15 protein-coding genes are annotated in these 14,215 nt (G+C 69.2%); 7 read left to right on the forward strand and 8 right to left on the reverse strand.

Annotation, left to right across the window (positions count from 1 at the left end):
- Nucleotides 1-71: 71 nt before the first annotated feature.
- Nucleotides 72-968: a TIGR03620 family F420-dependent LLM class oxidoreductase gene (locus tag E1293_RS34585; RefSeq protein WP_132202197.1), complete on the reverse strand. Its 897-nt coding sequence runs from the start codon at nucleotides 966-968 to the stop codon at nucleotides 72-74.
- Between the two features lie 85 nt (nucleotides 969-1,053).
- Here E1293_RS34585 and E1293_RS34590 point away from each other — a divergent pair, with 85 nt between their 5' ends.
- From E1293_RS34590 to E1293_RS34600, 3 genes are all read left to right on the forward strand, one after another.
- Nucleotides 1,054-1,755 (forward strand): TetR/AcrR family transcriptional regulator, encoded by a 702-nt coding sequence (locus tag E1293_RS34590; protein ID WP_243716969.1) that lies wholly within the window; start codon nucleotides 1,054-1,056, stop codon nucleotides 1,753-1,755.
- A gap of 34 nt (nucleotides 1,756-1,789) precedes the next feature.
- Nucleotides 1,790-2,380 (forward strand): DUF4291 domain-containing protein, encoded by a 591-nt coding sequence (locus E1293_RS34595; protein ID WP_207939262.1) that lies wholly within the window; start codon nucleotides 1,790-1,792, stop codon nucleotides 2,378-2,380.
- Nucleotides 2,381-2,459: 79 nt separating this feature from the next.
- Nucleotides 2,460-2,696 carry a hypothetical protein gene (locus E1293_RS34600; RefSeq protein WP_132202203.1) on the forward strand — a complete coding sequence of 79 codons (237 nt, stop codon included), beginning with the start codon at nucleotides 2,460-2,462 and terminating at the stop codon, nucleotides 2,694-2,696.
- A gap of 49 nt (nucleotides 2,697-2,745) precedes the next feature.
- Here E1293_RS34600 and E1293_RS49770 read toward each other — a convergent pair whose 3' ends face one another.
- The 6 genes from E1293_RS49770 to E1293_RS34635 form a co-directional block, all read right to left on the reverse strand.
- Nucleotides 2,746-3,396: a nucleoside triphosphate pyrophosphohydrolase gene (locus E1293_RS49770; protein ID WP_243716971.1), complete on the reverse strand. Its 651-nt coding sequence runs from the start codon at nucleotides 3,394-3,396 to the stop codon at nucleotides 2,746-2,748.
- Nucleotides 3,397-3,407: 11 nt separating this feature from the next.
- Nucleotides 3,408-4,322: a hypothetical protein gene (locus E1293_RS34615; RefSeq protein WP_132202205.1), complete on the reverse strand. Its 915-nt coding sequence runs from the start codon at nucleotides 4,320-4,322 to the stop codon at nucleotides 3,408-3,410.
- A 97-nt stretch (nucleotides 4,323-4,419) separates the two neighbouring features.
- On the reverse strand, nucleotides 4,420-5,643 hold the full coding sequence (locus E1293_RS34620) for a cytochrome P450 (protein ID WP_132202207.1): 1,224 nt from the start codon (nucleotides 5,641-5,643) through the stop codon (nucleotides 4,420-4,422).
- 145 nt (nucleotides 5,644-5,788) lie between these two features.
- Nucleotides 5,789-7,072, reverse strand: coding sequence for a citrate synthase (locus tag E1293_RS34625; protein ID WP_132202209.1), 1,284 nt, complete (start codon nucleotides 7,070-7,072; stop codon nucleotides 5,789-5,791).
- A gap of 322 nt (nucleotides 7,073-7,394) precedes the next feature.
- Nucleotides 7,395-8,297 (reverse strand): serine/threonine-protein kinase, encoded by a 903-nt coding sequence (locus tag E1293_RS34630; protein WP_132202211.1) that lies wholly within the window; start codon nucleotides 8,295-8,297, stop codon nucleotides 7,395-7,397.
- A gap of 75 nt (nucleotides 8,298-8,372) precedes the next feature.
- Nucleotides 8,373-9,311 carry an aldo/keto reductase gene (locus E1293_RS34635; protein WP_132202213.1) on the reverse strand — a complete coding sequence of 313 codons (939 nt, stop codon included), beginning with the start codon at nucleotides 9,309-9,311 and terminating at the stop codon, nucleotides 8,373-8,375.
- 131 nt (nucleotides 9,312-9,442) lie between these two features.
- Here E1293_RS34635 and E1293_RS34640 point away from each other — a divergent pair, with 131 nt between their 5' ends.
- From E1293_RS34640 to E1293_RS47905, 4 genes are all read left to right on the forward strand, one after another.
- The gene (locus E1293_RS34640) at nucleotides 9,443-10,225 is read left to right on the forward strand and encodes a hypothetical protein (RefSeq protein WP_132202215.1); all 783 of its coding nucleotides are present in this window, start codon (nucleotides 9,443-9,445) and stop codon (nucleotides 10,223-10,225) included.
- Between the two features lie 561 nt (nucleotides 10,226-10,786).
- Nucleotides 10,787-11,293, forward strand: a complete 507-nt coding sequence (locus tag E1293_RS34645) for a hypothetical protein (protein WP_132202217.1) — start codon at nucleotides 10,787-10,789, stop codon at nucleotides 11,291-11,293.
- A gap of 61 nt (nucleotides 11,294-11,354) precedes the next feature.
- The gene (locus E1293_RS34650) at nucleotides 11,355-11,747 is read left to right on the forward strand and encodes a transposase (RefSeq protein WP_132202219.1); all 393 of its coding nucleotides are present in this window, start codon (nucleotides 11,355-11,357) and stop codon (nucleotides 11,745-11,747) included.
- A 212-nt stretch (nucleotides 11,748-11,959) separates the two neighbouring features.
- A complete protein-coding gene (locus E1293_RS47905) occupies nucleotides 11,960-12,262 on the forward strand; it encodes a transposase (protein WP_165978526.1) in 303 nt (100 codons plus the stop codon).
- A 1,157-nt stretch (nucleotides 12,263-13,419) separates the two neighbouring features.
- On the opposite strand, the gene E1293_RS47910 is transcribed toward E1293_RS47905, so the two are convergent.
- Nucleotides 13,420-14,215 (reverse strand): hypothetical protein (locus tag E1293_RS47910; protein ID WP_165978527.1); only part of this gene is annotated, 796 nt, incomplete at its 5' end.

Here is a 14,215-nt window from a genome sequence, read left to right on the forward strand (position 1 = left end):
GACGGGGGACGGTACAGCGTGCGGTGCCGGGCGGGTGCGGGGCGGTGTCCCGTAGCGCCTGCCGGCCGTGGTCAGAGGAGGAGCGGGGCGAGGCGTTCGAGCTGGGCGGCGGTGGTGGCCAGGTCCGGGGTCAGCACCGTGATGCAGACGTGGTCGGCTCCGGCGTCCAGATGGTCTTGGACGCGCTTGGCGATCGCGGCTTCGTCGCCCCAGTTGAAGCAGGCGTCGACGACCTCGTCGGATCCGCCCCCGGCGATCACCGCGTCGTCGTATCCGAGGTTCCTGAGCGAGCGGATGTACGGCGAACCCGGCATCTCCAGCATCCGCGTTCCCCTCGCGATGGCGCGCGCCTTCACCGGGTCGGTCTCAAGGATGGCGGTCTGCACGATGACGAGCAGCTTGTCCTTGCCGAGCCGTTCCCTGGCCAGCCGGGTGTGCTCGACGGGCATCGCGGCGGGCAGCGCGCCGTCCGCCCGGTCCCGGGCGAGGTCCTGCATCTTCGGGCCGAGCGCCGCCAGCAGCCTCGGGAACGGCTTCGCGGGCACGGGGGCGGTCTCGATCGCCGCGTCCATGCCGTCGAGGTACTCGCGCATCCGGGTCAGGGGGCTCGTCCATTTCTGCCCGCTCTGCTCGACGAGCGAGGGCATGCTGACGCCCACGCCTAGCGCGAGCCGTCCGGGATACGCGTCCGCCAGCACCGAGGCGGCCCCCTGCATCGCGGCGGGGTGCCGTGCCCAGAGGTTCGCGATGGCCGAGCCGAGCACGATCCGCTCCGTCGCCGCGAGCATCACGCCCAGCTGCGTGAACATCTCCCGGCCGCCGATGCCCTCGTTCAGCCAGAGCGACCCGTAGCCCGCCTCTTCCACGCGCCGTGCCGCTTGCCGCCACTCCTCGGCGGGGGCGATGGGCGTCATGAACTCCGCACCGACCCTGCCCAGCCTGCTCCGCGCCTCGTCCACCGCCGTCATCGGCCCTCCTATAATCGGAACGAGCAACCCGCTTAGGACATTACCGGAACGAACGCCCCGCTTGTCAATCGACGAAGGAGTCCCGTTGAGCGGCCAGCCGCAGCGCGCCGACGCACGCCGCAACCGCGAGCACATCCTCCAGGCCGCCTTCGAGGCGTTCGCCGCGGACGGCCGCCTCGTCCCGCTCGATGACATCGCCCGCCGCGCCGGGGTCGGAGCGGGAACCGTGTACCGCAACTTCCCCACGAAAGAGGCGCTCTTCCAGGAGGTCGCCACACAGCGCATCCAGCAGATCGTGGACGAGGCGCACGCCCTCACCGACGCGGACGATCCCGGCGAGACCTTCTACGGCTTCCTTATGCGCGTCGTGGAGCGGGCGAGGTTCAATCACGCTCTGTGCGATGCCCTGGCGTCCGACAACGGCACCTTCGTCCTCTGTGGAATGGACGAGCAGTTCAGTGCCGCTCTCCACGTGCTGCTGCGACGCGCGCAGGAGGCCGGTGCGGTCCGTGCCGATGTGAACGTCCAGGAGGTCCGCGCCCTCATCGTCGGCGCCATGTACACCGAACGCCTGCGTCGCCCGGTCGATCGTCCCGGACGCGTGACGGCGCTGGCCTTTGACGGCCTCCGCCTCGTAACGAAACAAAACGAAACCGGGTTGCGTAACGAAAGATGCTGCGACGTCTGCGGGACGCCGCTCACCGCCGCACCGACGGGCCGCCCCGCCCGCTTCTGCAGCGCGGCCTGCCGCCAGAAGGCCCATCGCCGGAGGACGAAATCCGGTTGATTCGCACCTCGTCCTCGCACCACCCTGGCCCATCATGCGCACACGCGAGATCCGCGCCCGCCACGACCGTGACTCGATCACCGTCTACCAGGCGTACGCCCCCGAGATCGGCGGTCCGGCCGCGGAGCACGGCACATTCGTCCCGCCGTTCTCCCGGCACCGCATGACCTGGATCAAGCCCTCGTTCCTGTGGCTGATGGCCCGCAGCGACTGGGCCCGCAAATCGGGCCAGCAGACGATCCTCGCGGTGCGGATCAGCCGGGAGGGCTGGGAGGAGGCACTGAGCCTCGCCGTCCCGACCGACCCGGACCACCGCGTCTTCCGCAGCTCGGACGAATGGCGCCGCCGTTTCGCGCAGGCGGTCGTGCACGTCCAGTGGGACCCCGAGCGATCGCTCCACGGACGAAAACTCGAGGCCCGGAGCATCCAGATCGGTCTCAGCCGCCACATCATCGACCGCTACGTCGACGACTGGATCCTCAGCATCGAGGACCAGACCCCCTTGGCTCACAAAATCCACAAACTCCTAAAAGCGGGCAAAACACCCCAAGCGCGCGCCCTGCTCCCGAAAGAGCGCCCCTTTCCCCTCCCAAGCCTCCTGGCCACCCACTTGGGAGCCACCTGATGAGCATCGGTCGCCGGTTTCTGGTCGGTTCGGCGTGGCCTTTTGTCTCGAACGTGTGTTCGGGCTAAGGTGCTGTTCCGTGCTGATGGATGAAACGGTCTCCGCGGAGACCACACCGACGGGCCGTCCTGCTCAGATCAACGGCCCGCACGGCTGCTACCGGGTGCGCCGCGTCCTGGAGGAATGGCAGGCGCCCGGCCAGGCGAGGTTCTACCGCCTGCAGGTCGTGACGCCGGACGGCTCCGCGATCGCCGAGGTCGTCGGGCCCCGAGCCGCCGAGCCGGGGCCTTGGACGCTTCGTCGCATGTGGACTTGAACCGCGACCGTTGGTTCGCCTGTGTCGGCAGGGTCGGTCTGGACCTCGTTCACGGGAGGCGCAAGACACGGCGCTTCGAGAAGCTGCCTCGGGCTGCGGCCTTGGCGGAACGCTGGTCCTCCAATTCGGCAGGGGCGATTCCGTGGAGGGCCGCGAGGGCGTGAACCACTTCCAGGATGTCGGCGAGTTCGGCCGGGTCTCCGCTCGCGACGTACTCCCCGGCCTCCTCGTAGAGCTTGGCGCGGAGCAGGGCCGCATGCTCGTCCGGTTCCGCGACGCGGGTCTCCGGCGGCTCGCCCCCATCTTGGACGATCTCCGGGATGCGGTCCCGGACGAGTTTCTCGCTGCGTCCGCCGCCTTCCTTCGGCCGGTGCACCGTTCCGCCGTGGCGCCGGTCCAAGGACTGGACCCACTTGACGGCGACCGCCGCCGTCTGGACCAGCTCGTTGCGCAGAAGCGCGGGGTCGCTTTCGGCCAGGGCTTCGAGGAACTCCTCGGTGAGGATGTGGCGCCATGTCAGCTCGCCATGTGACCATGCCGCAGCGCATTCCCGCTTCGCCTCCTCCGCGTCTTCGGTGAACTGAGGCCCGGAACCGTCCGGGAACTCCTGGACGCCCCACATCCGATCCTGGGCCTCGCGTTCGGCCGCGACATCCGCCAGCACCCTTGCCAGCCCTCCTGGCACATGCTCGTTCTCCATGCCGGACGACGTTATCCACCCGGATGGTTCGGGACGACCCGGTCGGGTTCACAGCTGAGCAGGTCATGCAGGACGGGCGGAAGTTCGTCCCAGAGCCACTCGTTCAACGTGCCCGGGAAACCGTCGGGTGCGCTTATGCCCAGACGGCCAGGGGCCACTTCGGTCAACCGGACCGCGACGGGCCCGTCGTCCCAGACGGGGTCGCGGTTGCCCCAGAAGGCGGAGAAGTCGGCACTCGTCAGCATCAGCTCCGCGGGGAGGGCGTGGTCGCCCGGGTGCCGGCCCAGCGGAAGCAGCCGTTGCGCGGTGGTGCGCAGCACGTTGAGCGCGGCCAGGTCGTGCGGGCAGGCGACGCCGGTGATCTCCAGTTCGGGCAGCCCGAAGCGGTGCAGCCCGCGGGTCCGGAGATCGACGCAGGCGCAGCCGTCGATGTCGTCCTCGTCGGCGTTGCAGTGGCCGGCCCTTCGGTACGGCGGCAGGGTCAGGCCGAGCCAGTCGTCGGCGAGGGTGAACTCGTCGAAACGTCCGAAGGGGACGACGGGCACCACTTCCCCCGAGGCGAGGTCGACGGGGATTCCGCAGAGCGCTTCGGCGATCGCCTTGGCCGCGGCGCGCGCGAGGTGCGGCCCTGAGGGCAGGTCACCGGCCGGCAGAACGGACGTGACACCGATGTGCCTCCTCGCCTGGCGGATCCTTGCGGCGTCGTCCTCGTCGAGGCCTGGCACGTCGTCGAGGTCCCACGGAGAGCCCGCGGCGGGATGGCAGGTCAGCGTGAGGCGGGGCGTGCCGAGACGTCCCGACACCGCCGCCGCGAACGGGCCCGGGAGCCGGCGGCGGATCGCCGCCACCAGGTCGCCAGGGTCCCTTTCGGTCGCGACGACGAAGCCGGCGGTCGTCTCTTCGGGGACGGTGATGGTGACGCGCATTTTGCAGCCTCCTCGGGGCCGTGGGCCGGCATCTGGTGCCCAGCTTCGAGGAGGCGGCGACGCGCAGCGCCTAGAACGCGATTCTGTGGATAACTCGTCAGAAGGCGCAGGCCACCGACTTGACGCCGTGGATGAAACTCGTGCGCTGCCGGACCGGTGCCGCCGTCGCGTGGAGTGTCGGAAGCCGCGTGTACAGCTCACGCAGCAGCACCGTGATCTCGCGGCGGGCCAGGTGCGCGCCCAGGCAGAAGTGCGGTCCCGGGGACCCGAATCCGACGTGCGGATTGGGAGTGCGCTTGATGTCGAAGGCGTACGGGTCCTTGAAGACGTCCTCGTCCCTGTTCGCCGAGTTGTAGTAGAGGATGACCCTGTCGCCGGAACGGTAGACGTGCCCGCGCAGCTCGTGGTCGCGCGTCAGTGTGCGGCGCATCCACGTCACCGGGGACGCGTAGCGGACGATCTCCTCGACGGCGGCCGGAAGCCGGGCGTCGACGTCCTCCAGGAGCGCGTCCCTCTGCTCAGGGTTGTCGGTGAGCAGGGTCAGGGCATGCGACAACGCGTTGCGCGTGGTCTCGTTGCCGGCCACCACGAGCAGCCCGAAGAAGCGGCCCAGGTCGCGGTCGTCCAGAACTTCGCCGTCCACGTTCGCGTGCGTCAGCGCCGTCACGAGGTCGTCGGCGGGTTCCGCGCGGCGCAGGCGGGCGAGGTCGGCCATGAGCTCATGGAGGAGGGTGAACTTCTCGACGAGGACCGACGCCCGGTCCCTGCCGTCCGGGCTGACGTAGTCGGGGTCGCCGATGGCGAGGATGACGTTCGTCGCGTCGATGACGTCGCCGTACGCCGAGCGGGGGATCCCCATCATGGAACAGATGATCTGCAGGGGCATCGGCATGGCGACGTGCTCGACGAAGTCGCACGGGCCGCGCTCTGCCAGGTCGTCCACGATGCGCCGGGCCAGGACGGTCACGTCCCCGGTGACCCGCTGGACGAGCCGCGGCGTGAACGAGCGGGAGACGATCCGGCGCAGCCTCGCGTGCCGCGGGTCGTCAATGCTGATCATGGAGCCGGTGTAGTCGCTGATCTGCGGAGGCGGGTCGACGAGGCTGACAGCGGTGGGCCGGGAGCTGAACACCTCCGGGTTCCGGCTCGCCTCGGCCACCTCCTGGTAGCGGGTCAGCGCGTAGAAGCCGGGCTCGTCCTGGACGGGGCAGAACACCGGCCCCTGCGCGGAACGGAGCGAAGCGAAGAGTTCGTCCCGCTCCATCTGCGGTTTGGCCCAGAAGTCCAGGCTGGCGAGGCTGTTCTCAACGATGGAGGGCATGGGCTGGAGCCGCCTTCCGCTGGGGAGCCGTCGCGCACAGGCTAACCCGGCCGTTCACAGAACGCGATCGCGCGCGGACGGGTTCGGAACCCGTCCGCTGCGCAGGCGCGTCCGATGAAACGACGCGGCCCCGGACGCCGCGATGTCAGCGGGCGGACGGCTCCACGTAGTGGCGCTCGCCCGGCCCCACGTACACCTGGCGCGGGCGCCCGATCTTGGTGGACGGGTCGTTCATCAGCTCGCGCCACTGGGCGATCCAGCCGGGGAGCCGGCCGAGTGCGAACAGCACTGTGAACGCGTTGGTCGGGAACCCCATCGCCTTGTAGATGACGCCGGTGTAGAAGTCGACGTTCGGGTAGAGCTTGCGCTCGACGAAGTAGTCGTCGCCTAGCGCGACCTCTTCCAGACGCATGGCCAGGTCCAGCAGCGGGTCGGATTTGCCGAGCGCGTCCAGGACCTTGCCGGTCGCCTTCTTCACCACGGCGGCGCGCGGGTCGTAGTTCCGGTAGACGCGGTGCCCGAAGCCCATCAGCTTGACGCCGGGCTCCTTCTTCTTGACACGCTCGACGAACGAGTCGATGTTGTCGCCGCTCTCGTGGATGCGCTCCAGCATCTCCAGGACGGCCTGGTTGGCACCGCCGTGCAGAGGGCCGAACAGGGCATCAACGCCCGCGGACACGGAGGAGAACAGGTTCGCTTGGCTCGACCCCACCAGCCGCACGGTCGAGGTGGAACAGTTCTGCTCGTGGTCGGCGTGCAGGATGAACAGCATGTCCAGCACGCGCGCGATCTCCGGGTCGATCTCGTACGGCTGCGTGGGCAGGCCGAACATCATGCGCAGGAAGTTCTCCACGTACCCGAGAGAGTTGTCCGGGTACAGCAGCGGCTGGCCGTTGGACGTCTTGTACGCGTACGCCGCGAGCGTGGGCAGCTTCGCGATGAGCCGGATGCTCGACTGGTCGACCTGCTCGGGATCGAACGGGTCGAGGCTGTCCTGGTAGAACGTCGACAGCGCGCTCACCGCCGACGACAGAACGGCCATCGGGTGGGCGCGGCGTGGGAACGCGGAGAAGAACGCGCGGAACTTCTCGTCCAGGAGGGTGTGGTTGCGCACGCTGTCGGTGAACGCGCTCAGCTGGTCGGGCGCCGGGAGCTCGCCGTAGATCAGCAGGTAGGCGACCTCCAGGAAGGACGACTTCTCCGCCAGTTCCTCAATGGGATAGCCCCGGTAGCGGAGGATGCCCGCCTCGCCGTCGATGTAGGTGATGGCGGACGTGGTGGACGCCGTGTTGGTGAAGCCGGGATCGAGCGTGACATGCCCCGTCTCCTTGAGGAGGCTGCCAACGACCAGCCCTGACGGCCCCTCGGTCGCCTCGGTGACCTCCAGAGGCATCCGGCCGCTCGCGTGGTCGAGCTCGAAATCCGACATACTCGCTCACTCCCAACTGCGTCCACACCTGCGTAGACGTTCCGCTCTTCATCGTATCCAGGTGATCACGGGGGACGATCCGGGCCCTTCCCCTAGGCGCGCATACCCGCGGGGACGTCCCGGCACAGGGAGCGGCGTAGTTTCGCACCACCTACCATGTGTTTCCCATATCTGCCGCTCGGTGAGCTGTTTCGGAGGGTTTCGCCCGCAAGCGGGGCGCTTGACGCCCTGCGCTTGCGTTGCGCTGGCGTTCACAGAAAGTGAGAAGAATCTCAACGCAGGTGAGCCCCCTCTTCGTGCAGCTCTGCCCCTGCACGTCGTCCTAGCCGGGCTGTTCACGCAGGGTCGGCAACTCGGCCGTGATCTCGACCAGCGTCCGCTCCTGGACGTCGATGAGCCGCTCGACGTCCACGGGCGGCCACTCCTCTCCGTAGTGGGCGTCCAGCAGCGTGGACAGGGCGACGAGGATCTGCTCGGGAGTGGGGCGTTCCCCAGGGTCCTTGACCAGGCAGCGCGTGACGAGCCCGAGCATGGGGGCGGGCAGTAGCGTCAGGTCCGGCTCGCCATAGACGATCCGTCCACGGACCTTGTGCCCGGTTCCGAACGGCGCCGCCCCTGTCACGGCGAACACGAGAGTCGCGCCCAGCGAGAAGACATCACTCTCCGGATGGACGGGATCGCCTAGGGCCTGCTCCGGGGACATGTACGCGGGCGTCCCCAGGATCTCCGTGCGGGAGAGGGGCAATGCGTCCAGTGGACGTGCGATGCCGAAGTCGATGACCCTTGGCCCGTCCGAGGCGAGCAGCACGTTCGAGGGTTTCAGGTCGCGGTGGACGATCCCCGCCCGATGGATCGCGATCAGTGCCTCCGCCAGCCCGGCCCCCAGCCGGCAGGCGGCCTCCTCCTGGATCGGCCCCTTCTCGCGTACGACCGCGGAGAGGCTCACACCGCGGATGTACTGCGTCGCGAGCCACGGTTGGTCGGCGTCAGGGTCGGCATCGACGACGGGCGCCGTGTAGAACCCGCTGACCGATCGCGCTGAGGTCACCTCACGGCGGAACCGGTCCCTCCACCTGGCGTCGTCCAGGAGTTCCGGGCGAATGACCTTCACGGCCACCAGCCGCCTGCTCGGCGACGCCCCGAGGAACACCTCGCCCATCCCACCGGCACCGAGCCGGGCGACCACGTGGTACGGGCCGATCATTCGAGGCGGGTCTGACTGCATCGACACGACTATCCGATCATGGTGGGCGGGCTCAATCGTGCCATGGCGCGGATGCTCGCCCGCCCGTGCGGGGGCTCACGTCCAGGGGAGCGCACTCCGCTCCGCCCAGTAGCGCTCCGGCGGGATGCTCAGGCCCGCCAAAGCCTCAAGCTCACCCGCGTCCAGCGACACCTGCGCCGCCCCCAGATTCGCGACCAACTGGGCCGGGCTGACCGCGCCGGTGAGGACGGTGTCCGCCCACGGCTGACCGAGTGCCGCAGCCAGGGCCAAGGCATCCGGTTGCACGTTCTTCTTGGACGCGAGGCTCTGCATGTCCGCAGGAGGCTGCACGGCGAGCTTGCCGTTGGCTAGCACCTCCTTGAGCAGGACGTGCAGTCCTGCGTCGTGGGCTTCTCTTAGCGCAGCCTCGGCCGATGTCTCGAGAATGTTCCACGTGGATTGGACGGTGCTGAAGAGTCTCTGGCCGGACACGTCCAACGCCATCGCCCGGCGGATCGTGTCGGCCTGCCTTGGGCCGGACGTTGAGAAACCGACGCGGAGCCCCTCGGCGGTCAACTCCGCCAGAGCCTCCTGCAGGGAGACGTCCTGGAACAAGGGGCTGTCTTCGGTGAGTGAATGCACCTGATAGACGGACAGATGCCCGTCCAATGCATCCCGTGTCTCCTCATACTGGCTTCGGTAACGGTCGAGGCTGTGTTCCTTGACTTCGTGTACCGGCGCTTCCGTCTTCCATTCGCCGACGTAGGTGTATCCCCATTTGCTGGATACGCGCACCCCTTCAGGGGCACGTGCGTTAAGCCACCCCCCGAGGAATTCCTCTGCCCTGCCATAGGACCGTGCCGCGTCCATCCACCGGATGCCCGCCGCGTACGCCACATCCAGGACATTCCAGGTCGCATCGCGCATCTCTCGCACACTTCGCCCGGGCGGCAGCTCCTCGAGCCTGCCCACGTTGATGTAGGCGGGCCGCCCCAGCGCCGCAAGGCCGAGCCCAAGCCGACGTATCGCGTCCATGCGTCCAGCCTCGCACGTCCAAGGGCGACCCGGCGGAGAGTTATCCACAGAATCAGGTTCTAGCGACGGTGATGCTGCCGGTCCGGGAGGCTGAGCCGCGTCACTGTTCATCACGGCAGAAAGGCACGGCAATGCCCGAGAACACCATTCGCGCCGCTTACGGCGCCAACCAGTTCGCCGGCCTCCTCGCGCTCACCCGGTGGCAGTTGCGCATCGGGCTGGAGCACGGATTGCTTCCGGGTCCCGACCTCGACGGGGACCGCTGGTCCGCCGCGCTCGCCGAGGACGCCCAAGGGTGCGGCAACGAGGTCATCACCCGGTTCGGCGGTGATCCGCCGGTGGGCTCGGCCCGGGCCGCCTCCCGGCTGGCTTCCCGAGTGGGCCTCGACGTCGAACGTCCCGACATCGAGGTACTCGTCGCCAAGGGCGACCTCAACGTCATCAGCAGCTTCCGCGGCCACCCGGTCTACCTCCTACGCGACCTGGACCGCCTCGACCTCGATTCGGTGCGCCAAGTGGTCACCGCCAGGAAGGGCCCACTCACCGACACCGTCGACTCAGGTGGCGCGGCGACGATCCTCGGATGGCCCCGAAAGACGTTCGACCGCATCGCAAGCGAGCGCGGCCTGACCGCGGACAGGCTCAGCCGCTACGCGCTCTCCGACATCCGGGCCCTACAAGCCGACGCCAACCTGGCGTACCGGATCGCCGAGGAGAAGCGCCGCCTCTCCCTGGCCAGGACACGCAGGACCGAGACGCACCTCGAGGACGTCATACGCGCCTGGGTCCTCCGCTGCTCGGCCTACCTAGACCGCGACGCCGACGAGCCGCCGGAAACAGCCGCCCTGGGCCGAGCACTCCGAACCCTCACCACGATCAGAACCGAAATGGCAACCCACGAAGCCACCCCCTAGCCCCAACCCACCACTACGAACACCGCCATCACCTACGGCGCGACCACCCGCTCCGCAGCCACCGACATAACGCACGATGCGACAACCGGACGCCACACGCCGCGTGACAATCGGGCATCACCACGCCGATGCCCCCAGACGCCACCCACCCAAGACCACCGGCGCGGCGGCACTCCACATCCCGTGCCGCGTAGTCACTACCCCCACAGGCCGTGCGGCCATCCGAAACCGCTGGCCGCGCAGCCTCCCAACGTCACGCGCGGCACGCCCACCGCCACCACGCCGCCCACTAACCCGAGACCACGGGCGCGGCACGACGGTCGGCCACCCGCACCGTGCGGCTATTGGACGTCGCGCGCCGCGGCACCGCGCTGTTTGGTCACCGGGTGCCACACGCCGACCACCCACCCAAGGTCACGTCCGCAACGTGGTCGGTGAACACCATGCTCCAGGCTGCTGCCGGACGCAGGTGGCGCGTAGCCCCTAGGGCGTGTCCCGTGGATCAGATGAGCCTGAGTGATCATGCTGCACGGTCCGCAGCAACGGCTAGCATGTCCTGACATGGCGGATCTGTTTGAAGTGCTGCTTGTTGCCGAGCTTCCCGCGGACCTCCCGGAAGCGGAGCTGGTCGAGCTGCGCTGGCACCTGGGGCTCGGCCCGGAACCTGAGCAGTTCACCATCGTGACCGACGCCCTTCCATTGTTGACCGTCGATGACGATGGCGAGCCGTTGCCTGAAGGTCAATGGACGGTGGAGCACCTCCCGCTGCTGGCGGATCGCGGAGCGGCCGACGCAAGGATCGGCGGAGTGCTGTTCTCGGACCTCGCTCGTCGCGAGGGCCGGCAAGACACGAATTGGGCCATGACCTCGCGCCAGGTTCTCGACCCGGACGACCACAACCTGCTGGCCCAACTGCTTGGCTGGCTGCAGCAGCGCGCAGTCGGTTACCGGGGCGGCCCAGCGTGTCTGAGCTGCCACATGCGGCACCACGAGGACGATCCCGTCCTGAGGCCGGTCTCGGTGGACGGGGACGAGTTGGTGATCCACGAAACGTTGATGCTGCAGTAGTTCCAAGCCCGTCCCGGTGCTCTAGGCCCGTGATCAGGGGCTGGCCTGGTAGTCACTTCTCGTGACCGAGGAGTTGTTGAAACGGCATGATCCGACCGATGCGGAGTGGGAGCGATCGGCGCCGCTGCTGCCCGGTCATCCACGTCGGGGCGGTCGGTGGCATGACCACAAGACAGTGATCAAGGGAATCTTCTTCCGGACCACGAGTACACCCTGGCGGGACCTGCCGGCCCGCTACGGGAACTGGAAGACGGTCTGCAACCGGTATCGCCGCTGGTCACTGGATGGCACATGGACCACGATCCTGAGCGGGCTGCAGCCCGGATGCGATGACGCCGAAGGCACCCAGTGGACGGTGCCGGCGGACTCGACCATCAACCGCGCCCACCAGCACGCTGCTGGTGCTCGCCATGCCTCGGCCACCGACTACCCCTCAGAGGGACGAATCGAATGACAAGAAGTCGGGTCGGGAGGCGCTGGGCCGGTCCGGTCCCGGGGGCGGATGGACCACTAAATTCACCTGGTCGCCGACCGGCACTGCCGCCCGATCGCCCGGCTGACCTCGCCTGGCCAGGACGCCGACCGTGCGCGTTTCATCGACCTGATGGATGCCATCCGCATCCCGCGACGCGGCTGGGCTGCCCCCGCCGCATCCCGGCCGCCGTCTTGGCCGACAAGGCCCAATCCTCCCGCAGCAACCGTGCCCGCCCACGCCGCCGCGGCATCCGCGCAGTCATCCCCGTCAAGGACGACCAACAGCAGCACCGCCGCAACCACGGCAGCCCTGGAGCCCGCCCGCTCGCCTTCGCCCCCGAGCGTCATAAGGAACGCAACACTGTCGAACGGTGCTTCAACAAGCTCAAAGCCTTCCGGACCGTGGCCACTCGCTACGACAAGAGAGAACGCATCTACCAGGGCACTATCGACGTCGAGTCGATCCGGATCCGGCTCCGCGATCCAGTCACCTGACCCACGGGACAGGCGCAAGCGGCACGGGCCGTGCGGCCACGCGGCATCGCGCGCGAGGCGGCCCATCCGACGCCACGCGCGGTGCAGCGGACGCCACGCGTCCCGCAGCTGTCTGGGGATCGCGCGCGGTGCGGTCACCCGGTGTCACGCGCCGAGACCACGCGCGGCGTGGCCGTCCGGCACCACGCGTCGCGTCCACCGGACTCATGCGCGGTGCAGCCTCCGGACATCACGCGTCACGCGTCCCGCAGCTGTCTGGGGATCGCGGTCCGGCCGCCCGGCGTCACGTGGCGAGATCACGTGCGGTGTGCCTGTTCGGCATCACGCGTCGCGTCCGCCCGGGCTCACGCGCGGTGCGGTCTCCGGGCGTCACGCGTCGCACAGGCCGTCCGGCACCGCGCGTGGTGCGGCCGTCTGGCGTCACGTGGCGAGATCACGTGCGGTGTGGCCGTTCGGCATCACGCGTCGCGTCCGCCCGGGCTCACGCGCGGTGCGGTCTCCGGGCGTCACGCGTCGCGCGGCCGTCCGGGATCACGCGCGGTCCGGCCGCCGGCCTCACGTGCCGGACCCACGCGTGGCGTGGCCGTTCGGCACCATGCGTCGCGCCACCCCGAACCCCCGCGCGGTGTGGCCGTTAGGCATTACGCGTCGCGGCCGTCCGGGATCACGCGCGGTGCGGCCTTCGGACTTCACGCGTCGCGCGGCCCTCGGGCATCGCGCGCGGCGCGGGCACCTTGGTGCTACGCGCGGTGCGGTTGCTCAGACTGCGGGCGGTACGGTCGGCGGGCCTCGTGCGGCATGTAGCCGCTGGACATCGGGTGCTGTGTAGCCGCAGCACCACGCGCGGCCTCGTCACCCAGCATCACCCGCCGTCCACCCATCCGAGACCTCGGGCGCGGGCGGCCGATGGACATTACGTGCCGCGTGGCCGCCTAGCGCCATGGGCCGCGCGGTCGTTCGGGACCAGAGGCGTGGTACCGCCGCTGGGCATGCGTCACGCATCGCCTGGCGGTACCGTCGCGTGGCCGTCTGGGGTTACGCGCAGTGTGGCCATCCGGTGCCGCGCGCACCGCAGCCTGCGGACTTCGCGCGTCGCGTAGCCACCCCTGTTCGACGGGGAGCGTTGGGGTCTCTTGTTTGGCCTCAGTGTGGGCGGGTCAGGCGCGGCGGGGGCTTGAACGGCGTTTGGGCGTGGGGCGCTTGGTCGCCTTGTGCCGTGCCAGGGCGGTTAGGAGGCGGTCGCGGGCCTCGGTGCGGGACATTGCCGGGAGGCGTTGGGGGAGGGTGGATGCGAGCACGGGCGGTGCGTCTACCAGGCCGTTGTCGTCGATGGTGGCCCGGTCGCCCGTCCAGGGACCGAGAAGGATCGCGGACACGCCCGCTGGGTGGCGCGTGATCAGGGCCTCGATCCTGGCTGCCTCGCCGGTGCAGTCGGCCACCAGGAGGAGGCGTCGTGCTTGTGTCACTCCGGTGTTCTGGCGGATGGCGAGTTCGGTCTCCAGGTAGGCCAGCGCGGCGTCGAGGTTGCCGGGGATGAACAGTCCGGCGGTGTCGTCGTCGAGGAGTTCGTCCTCGGCCAAGCCGAACAGGGCGCCGGCGTCGGGACGCGGTATCACGACCAGGGAGTCGTCGCCGTGCTCATCGAGCGCCGTCAGAGCCAGCACGCGTGCGGTGGGCTCTGCGCCTGGTCCCGAGAGGCAAGTGGCCGGGGCGGCGAACGGATCGAGTTCGGGACGGTAGCCGAAGGCCGCAGCACGCGGCTCTGGGAGCTCCGTCACGGGGAAGGCGGGCAGGCCCGCGGTGGCGGCGGCGTAGATGCGATGCCTGAACGGGTAGCAGATCGCCGCGGCGGCCGGGAGGAGCAGGCCGAGCAGGAGTACCGGTTGCAGGGAGGCAGGACGTGAGTCGACGTCGGCCGCCTGTCTGGGCGTGGGCGGCGGGGCGGGGGAGGAG

Source organism: Actinomadura darangshiensis, assembly GCF_004349235.1.
Taxonomy (GTDB): Bacteria; Actinomycetota; Actinomycetes; order Streptosporangiales; family Streptosporangiaceae; genus Spirillospora; species Spirillospora darangshiensis.

Coding starts and splice junctions, on each gene's coding strand:
- E1293_RS34585 (WP_132202197.1), bottom strand. CDS start 968: ATGACGGCGGTGGACGAGGCGCGGAGCAGGCTGGGCAGGGTCGGTGCG.
- E1293_RS34595 (WP_207939262.1), top strand. CDS start 1,790: ATGCGCACACGCGAGATCCGCGCCCGCCACGACCGTGACTCGATCACC.
- E1293_RS49770 (WP_243716971.1), bottom strand. CDS start 3,396: ATGGAGAACGAGCATGTGCCAGGAGGGCTGGCAAGGGTGCTGGCGGAT.
- E1293_RS34615 (WP_132202205.1), bottom strand. CDS start 4,322: ATGCGCGTCACCATCACCGTCCCCGAAGAGACGACCGCCGGCTTCGTC.
- E1293_RS34620 (WP_132202207.1), bottom strand. CDS start 5,643: ATGCCCTCCATCGTTGAGAACAGCCTCGCCAGCCTGGACTTCTGGGCC.
- E1293_RS34625 (WP_132202209.1), bottom strand. CDS start 7,072: ATGTCGGATTTCGAGCTCGACCACGCGAGCGGCCGGATGCCTCTGGAG.
- E1293_RS34630 (WP_132202211.1), bottom strand. CDS start 8,297: ATGCAGTCAGACCCGCCTCGAATGATCGGCCCGTACCACGTGGTCGCC.
- E1293_RS34635 (WP_132202213.1), bottom strand. CDS start 9,311: ATGGACGCGATACGTCGGCTTGGGCTCGGCCTTGCGGCGCTGGGGCGG.
- E1293_RS34640 (WP_132202215.1), top strand. CDS start 9,443: ATGCCCGAGAACACCATTCGCGCCGCTTACGGCGCCAACCAGTTCGCC.
- E1293_RS34645 (WP_132202217.1), top strand. CDS start 10,787: ATGGCGGATCTGTTTGAAGTGCTGCTTGTTGCCGAGCTTCCCGCGGAC.